Annotated in this window: 6 protein-coding genes; all 6 read right to left on the bottom strand. The window is 64.9% G+C overall.

The features are described from left to right. Positions 1-109: 109 nt before the first annotated feature. The 6 genes from AC0L3P_RS25535 to AC0L3P_RS25510 all read right to left on the bottom strand — a co-directional run bounded on the left by AC0L3P_RS25535 (position 110) and on the right by AC0L3P_RS25510 (position 6,098). The gene (locus AC0L3P_RS25535; protein ID WP_473306087.1) at positions 110-1,342 is read right to left on the bottom strand and encodes a hydantoinase/carbamoylase family amidase; all 1,233 of its coding nucleotides are present in this window, start codon (positions 1,340-1,342) and stop codon (positions 110-112) included. Continuing rightward, entirely contained in the window at positions 1,335-2,120 is a 786-nt protein-coding gene (locus tag AC0L3P_RS25530; RefSeq protein ID WP_473306085.1) for an ABC transporter ATP-binding protein, read from the bottom strand. Before AC0L3P_RS25530 ends, AC0L3P_RS25535 begins: the two co-directional genes overlap by 8 nt. Beyond that, positions 2,117-2,890: an ABC transporter permease gene (locus AC0L3P_RS25525; protein ID WP_027519414.1), complete on the bottom strand. Its 774-nt coding sequence runs from the start codon at positions 2,888-2,890 to the stop codon at positions 2,117-2,119. The genes AC0L3P_RS25530 and AC0L3P_RS25525 overlap by 4 nt, the downstream gene beginning before the upstream one ends. Positions 2,891-2,963: 73 nt before the next feature. Then, entirely contained in the window at positions 2,964-3,908 is a 945-nt protein-coding gene (locus AC0L3P_RS25520; protein ID WP_473306083.1) for an ABC transporter substrate-binding protein, read from the bottom strand. Positions 3,909-4,014: 106 nt separating this feature from the next. Then, the gene (gene hutC, locus AC0L3P_RS25515; RefSeq protein WP_473306081.1) at positions 4,015-4,743 is read right to left on the bottom strand and encodes a histidine utilization repressor; all 729 of its coding nucleotides are present in this window, start codon (positions 4,741-4,743) and stop codon (positions 4,015-4,017) included. Further along, positions 4,740-6,098 carry a formimidoylglutamate deiminase gene (locus AC0L3P_RS25510; RefSeq protein WP_473306078.1) on the bottom strand — a complete coding sequence of 453 codons (1,359 nt, stop codon included), beginning with the start codon at positions 6,096-6,098 and terminating at the stop codon, positions 4,740-4,742. Before AC0L3P_RS25510 ends, hutC begins: the two co-directional genes overlap by 4 nt. Positions 6,099-6,119: the final 21 nt, after the last annotated feature.

The following is a 6,119-nucleotide window of genomic DNA, read 5'->3' as shown; positions in this document are numbered from 1 at the left end:
CTCTCCTTGTCCCCTACAACTTTCCTTGCGCGCGGGGGGGGGGTTTTTTTTGTTTGGCGTCGCTGCGCTCGCAATGACGATGGGGAGAGAGTGGGGGCGGCACGCCGTTCTAGCCGCCGAGTATCCGCCGACAAGCTTCGACGAACACTTGCGCGCCCGTGACGATGTCGACGTCGGCGGTGTTCTCGGTCCAGTGATGGCTGATGCCGCCGATCGACGGTACGAACAGCATACCCGCGGGCATGATCGTCGCCAGCATCTGCGCGTCGTGGCCGGCGCCGCTGGGCATGCGGACGGACCGTCCGCCGGCAAGGGCCTTGCTCGCGGCTTCGATCGCGTCCTGGATGCCCGCGTTCATCATGGCCGGAGCGCCAGTGCGAATCTTTTCCACGGTGATGGTGCAGGGGCCTTTCGCGCTGGCCTCGTACACCATGCTCCGCAGCAACTCCTCCAGCCGCGCGATAACCGATGGATCGTCGTCGCGGATCTGGAACAGCATTTCGGCTCCCCCCGGAATGATGCTGGGCGCGCCAGGATCGAGCGTGATGCGGCCGGTGGTCCAGACCGTGCGCGGGCCGCTTGTATCAGGGAAACGCTCGTCGATCGCGACGCAGAATTTTGCCAGCGCCAGCCCGGCATCCTTCCGTGCAGCCATGCGGGTGGTGCCGGCGTGATTCTGCTCACCGACGAAATTGATCTGGTATTGCCAGATGCCCACGATGGAGGTGACGACGCCGATCGCAAGGCGACCGCTTTCGAGCGTGTCGCCCTGCTCGATATGCGCTTCCAGATAGCCGACATGCCGGCCCGGCTCGGCGGTAATGCGCTGTCGTCCTGCCAGCCCCATGTCGGCGAGTGCCTCCCGCATGCTGCGGCCGCTGGTGCGGTCGCGTGCGGCATCAATGTCGGCCTCGGTCACTTGTCCGACATAGGAGCGCGAACCGAGGAAGTGCCCAAAATGTCCTTCCTCGTCGCACCAGGCGGCAAGTTCGACCGCGCCGTCGAGCGAGGGATCGGCATTGAGGACGCGGGCCGCTTCGAGCGCGTAGACGACGCCGAGCGGCCCGTCGAGCCAGCCGGCGTAGTTCTGGCTTTCGAGATGCGATCCCGCCAGCAGCTTGGGTCCCGGCTTTGCGCTGGTGCCGAAGACATTGCCGATGCCGTCGATCGCCGCGGTGAGGCCCGCGTCGGGCAGCTTCCGCACCAGCCAATCCAGCGAAAGCCTGTGCGGCTCGGAGAAGGTCGGCTTGTGCACGCCGGTCTTGTAGGCGCCGATGGCGCGGAGCGCATTGAGATCGGCGAGAACGCGTATCCCGTTTGCGCGTGAAAAAGTGTCAGGCATGCTCGGCAACCTTCAACGCCTCGGTGCGGATCTCCTCGACCAGCCGTTCCTTCAACTGGACGAATTCGGGCGTGGTCTTGATCTTGTAGGAGCGCGGATGCGGCAGGTCCACGTTGATCTCGGCCTTGATGCGGCCGGGGCGCGCGCTCATGACGATGACGCGGCTGCCGAGGAAGATCGCTTCCTCGATGTCGTGGGTCACGAAGAGCACGGTCTTCTGGTCGCGCTCCCAGATCCCGAGCAGCATTTCCTGCATCAGGGCGCGGGTCTGGTTGTCGAGCGCGCCGAAGGGCTCGTCGAGCAGCAGGATCTTGGGGTCATTGGCGAGCGCGCGCGCGATCGCGGTGCGCTGCTGCATGCCGCCGGAGAGCTGCTTTGGCCAATGGTTCTCGAAGCCGGACAGACCGACCTGGCGGATGAAGGCGTCGGCGATCTTGTTTCGCTCCGACTCGGACACCCCACGCTCGCGCAGGCCGAAGGCGATGTTCTCGCGCACCGTCAGCCAGGGAAACAGCGTGTAGGACTGGAACACCATGCCGCGGTCGGCGCCCGGACCGGTGACCTCGCGTCCGTCGAGCACCACGCGTCCGCCGGTCGGGCGATCGAGGCCGGCGACGATGCGAAGCAGCGTGGACTTGCCGCAGCCGGAAGGGCCGAGGATGGTGACGAAGTCGTTGTCGCCGATCACCAGATCGGTCGGCTCCAGCGCCCTGGTCGGGGCATTGCCGTGGCGCGCGGGGAAGGTCCGCGAGACCTGTTCGATCTTGAGGATCGTCATGCGAGCCTCCACGGAAACAGCCACGCGTTGAACGCCTTGAACAGGAAGTCCGAGACGAGGCCGATCAGCCCGATCACGATGATGCCGAAGATGATCTGGCCGGTGTTGAGCAGCGCCTGGCTGTCGGTGATCATATGGCCGATACCGGAGGAGGAGCCGATCAGTTCGGCGACGATGACATAGGTCCAGGCCCAGCCCAGCACCAGCCGCAGGATCTCGGCGATCTCCGGCGCGGAGGAGGGCAACAGCACGCGACGGATGATGCCGCGGTCGCTGGCCCCCAGCGTATAGGCCGCCTCGACCAGGTCTCGGCGCGTTGTGCCGACGGTGACCGCGATCATCAGGATGATCTGGAACACCGAGCCGATGAAGATGACAAGCAGCTTCTGCAACTCGCCGATGCCGGCCCAAAGGATCAGGAGAGGAATGAAGGCGGAGGCCGGCAAATAGCGCGCAAAGGAGACGAACGGTTCGAGGAACGCCTCGACGGGCTTGTACGCCCCCATCAGCACGCCGAACGGCACCGCGATGATGGCGGCCAGCACGAAGCCGCCGACGACGCGCCAGATTGTCATGCCGATGTCGAACAGGAAGCCCTGTTTGACAATCAGATCGACGCCTTCCTGCACCATGGTCAGCGGGTTGGCGAGGAACACCTTCGACACGTGGCCGCCGAAGGTCGCCCAGGACCAGAGGGCAACGAACACCACGAAGAACGCAAGGCCGTAAGCCACGCGCTGCCTTGACGTCACGGGATCGAGGGGACGCATCAAACTGTCTATCCGGGCGGTGAACAAGTTTGCCGGCCCCGCCGCGAGACGGGGCCGGCGGCTCCTAGGAGACTTACTTGATATAGCTCGCGTCGAAGAGATCCTCGACCTTCGGCGCGGCCTTGATGACGCCGATCTCGAGCAGGAGGTCGGCGGCCTCCTTGTTGAAGGTCAGGAAATCGCCGGCGAAGAATTTCTGGTTCGCGGCCTTGTCCTGCCAGCGCAGATACTTTGCCGAGTTGCCGAAGGCCTCGCCGGTCTGCTTCACGTCGGCGCCCATGATCTCGTAGGCCTTGGCCTGGTCCTTGGAGATCATTTCGAGGGCCTCGAAATAGCTGTCCGCGAGCGCCTTGGCGGCCTTCGGGTTCTCGGTGAGGAATTTCGGCGTGCAGCCGAACGTGTCCATGACCATCGGATAGTCGAGTGTGGTCGCGATGATCTTGCCCTTGTCGGGTGCGGCACGAACCGTCGACAGGTACGGCTCATAGGTCATGGCGGCATCGTTCTGGCCGGAGACGAAGGCCTGCGCGGCCGCAGCCGGCTCGAGGTTCACGACGGTGACGTCCTTAACCGACAAGCCGTTCTTCTTGAGCATCCAGGCCAGCGCGAAATAGGGCGAGGTGCCGGGCGCGGACGCCGCAACCGTCTTGCCCTTCAGATCCTTGATCGCGGCGAGCTCGTTGCGCACGGCCATGCCGTCAGCGCCGTAGCTCTTGTCGAGCTGGAAGATCTGCTTGGTCGCGACGCCGTTGGCGTTCCAGGAGATCCAGGTCTCCACGGTCGTTGCCGCGCATTGGACGTCACCGGAGGCGATCGCGAGATGGCGGTCCTTCTGCGGAATCTTCTTGATGGTGACGTCGAGACCGTTCTTCTTGAAAATGCCGGCTTCCTTCGCCAGCGTCAGCGGCGCGAACCCGGTCCATCCGGAGATGCCGACGCCGACCTTGACGTCGTCGGCGAGCACGGGGGTGGAAGCTGTGAGGGCAATGATTGTCGCAAATACTTTCGAACTACGCATGATTGTCGTCCTCTTGCCGATCGATGGATTGACGTCCTGTTGATGTTGGTCGGTCCTCGTGGACCGTTGCTCGAAGCGTTGCACGATTTGTGCCGACATCGTCCTCTCAGCCTCCCTTGAATCGGGCGACAAGGCGGTGAGAGTCACCGGGATAGAGCAGCCGCACCGCGGTGATCGTGCGCGCGCTGCGCCAAGTATAGCGGTCGATCACGAGGCAGGGTGCGCCGACGGCAATGTCGAGCGCTTCTGCCGTGCGATCGTCCGCAACGATAGCGCTGATCGTATGCTCGGCCTCTGTCCATGGAACATGGTGAAGCAGCCACGAGCCGGGCGGCTCACGCGAAAAATCTGCGGTCGCCGCATCCGGCACCGACGCGAGATCGATCAACCTGTCCTCGACGGCGAAGGGCACGTTGTCGGCGCTGTGGCGGCAGGTGATCGCGACCACCTTGCCGGCCTTCTTGACGCCGAGCCGGTCGCGGTCGGCAGCGGTCGCGGCGCGGAGCTTGCGACCGATCAGCTCGTAGCCGTAAGCACGCCCGAGCGCAGTGATCTCGGCGCGCATGTCGGCGATCTTGAGCACGGCGGACTGATGTTGTGGCCGGCGGACGAAGGAGCCGGCACGTCGCCGCCGCTCGATCAGGTCGGCTTGCGCGAGCTCCGACAGCGCCTTGTTCACGGTCATGCGCGAGCAGCCGTAACGCGCGACCAGTTCGTGCTCGAAGGGGATGCGATGCCCGGGCGGCCACTCGCCGGTCAGAATGCGGTTCTCGATATCGGCGCGAATCCGTTTGTAGAGCGTGGGCTGGTCGGTCGTATCAGTGGCGAGACTCATGCAACAAGCCTCCGCACCGATGCGTTGAAGTGTTCGCGCGCGGCCTGGCGCAGTCTGTGCCGGCCGCCTTCGACGACCTTGTCGCCGCCGGCCCAGACGCAATCGACCGCACCGCTGGCCGCAGCAAAGATCCAGCCGTCGATGGCGGCGTCGCGCACGCGCCCCGCCAGCGAGGGATGCGTGATGTCGAGCGAGACGATGTCGGCGCGCGCACCTGGCGTGAGACCGACTGACATCTGTGCCAGTGCCCGCGCGCCGCCTGCAAATGCATGATCGAACAGGGCGCGTCCCGTCGAGCGGCCTGCGCCGGCAGAGAGCACGTTGCGCTCGCGGTGCTTGAGCCGTTGGCCATATTCGAGCTGGCGCAGCTCGTCGGCGACGCCGACGAGCACATTGGAATCCGTGCCAATCCCAAAGGCACCGCCGGCACCGACGAATTCGCGAGCCGGGAAAATGCCGTCGCCAAGGCTTGCCTCGGTGATAGGGCAGAGGCCGGCGACCGCGCCGGTCCTGGCGAAGGCGCGGACTTCCTCGTCCGTGGTGTGGGTGGCGTGAATGAGGCACCAGCGTTGATCGACGGGTGCGTGCTCCAGCAACCATTGCACCGGACGTCGCCCGGACCACGCCAGGCAATCCTCGACTTCCTTCACCTGCTCGGCGGCATGAATGTGCACCGGTCCGCCCTCAGCAAGCGGAATGATCACCGCAAGCTCGGCCGGCATCACAGCGCGCAAGCTGTGCGGCGCGATGCCGATATTCGCGCCCGGCAATTGCTCAATCGCCTTGCGCGAGCCAGCCATCAGCGCGGAAAATTGATCAACCGTACAGATGAAGCGGCGCTGGCCGGCATGCGGTGCTGCGCCCCCAAATGAGCCATGCGCATAGAAACTCGGCAGCAACGTCAGCGCAATACCCGAAGCTTCGGCGGCCTGTGCGATCCGTGCGGCCATTTCGCCGACGTCGGCATAGGGCGAGCCGTCGCGATCATGATGTAGATAATGGAATTCGCCGACGCGGGTAAAACCCTGCTCCAGCATCTCGACATAAAGCAGTGTCGCGACCGCTGCGACGTCGTCAGGCGTCATCGCCAGCGCGAAGCGGTACATCGTCTCGCGCCAGGTCCAGAAGGTGTCGGTGCTATCGCCGCGCAGTTCTGCGAGACCCGCCATGCCGCGCTGGAAGGCGTGGCTGTGCAGGCTCGCAAGTCCCGGAAGCGCAAGGCCGTGGCGTTCGTCGCCGGAGGTCGGCGCCACGCCCGGCGTCACCTCGGCGATCGCGCCGCCGGTGATCACCACCTGCACGTCATTGGCCCAGCCCGAGGGCAGGAGCGCGGAGGCGAAATGCAGTCGTGTCATGTTTCCATGCCGGCTGGACAG

It is taken from the genome of Bradyrhizobium sp. WSM4874 (assembly GCF_055811835.1).
The sequence above is the reverse complement of the archived record's forward strand: the minus strand, read 5'-3'. Positions and strand labels throughout refer to the sequence as shown.

Coding starts and splice junctions, on each gene's coding strand:
- AC0L3P_RS25535 (WP_473306087.1), bottom strand. CDS start 1,342: ATGCCTGACACTTTTTCACGCGCAAACGGGATACGCGTTCTCGCCGAT.
- AC0L3P_RS25530 (WP_473306085.1), bottom strand. CDS start 2,120: ATGACGATCCTCAAGATCGAACAGGTCTCGCGGACCTTCCCCGCGCGC.
- AC0L3P_RS25525 (WP_027519414.1), bottom strand. CDS start 2,890: ATGCGTCCCCTCGATCCCGTGACGTCAAGGCAGCGCGTGGCTTACGGC.
- AC0L3P_RS25520 (WP_473306083.1), bottom strand. CDS start 3,908: ATGCGTAGTTCGAAAGTATTTGCGACAATCATTGCCCTCACAGCTTCC.
- hutC (WP_473306081.1), bottom strand. CDS start 4,743: ATGAGTCTCGCCACTGATACGACCGACCAGCCCACGCTCTACAAACGG.
- AC0L3P_RS25510 (WP_473306078.1), bottom strand. CDS start 6,098: ATGACACGACTGCATTTCGCCTCCGCGCTCCTGCCCTCGGGCTGGGCC.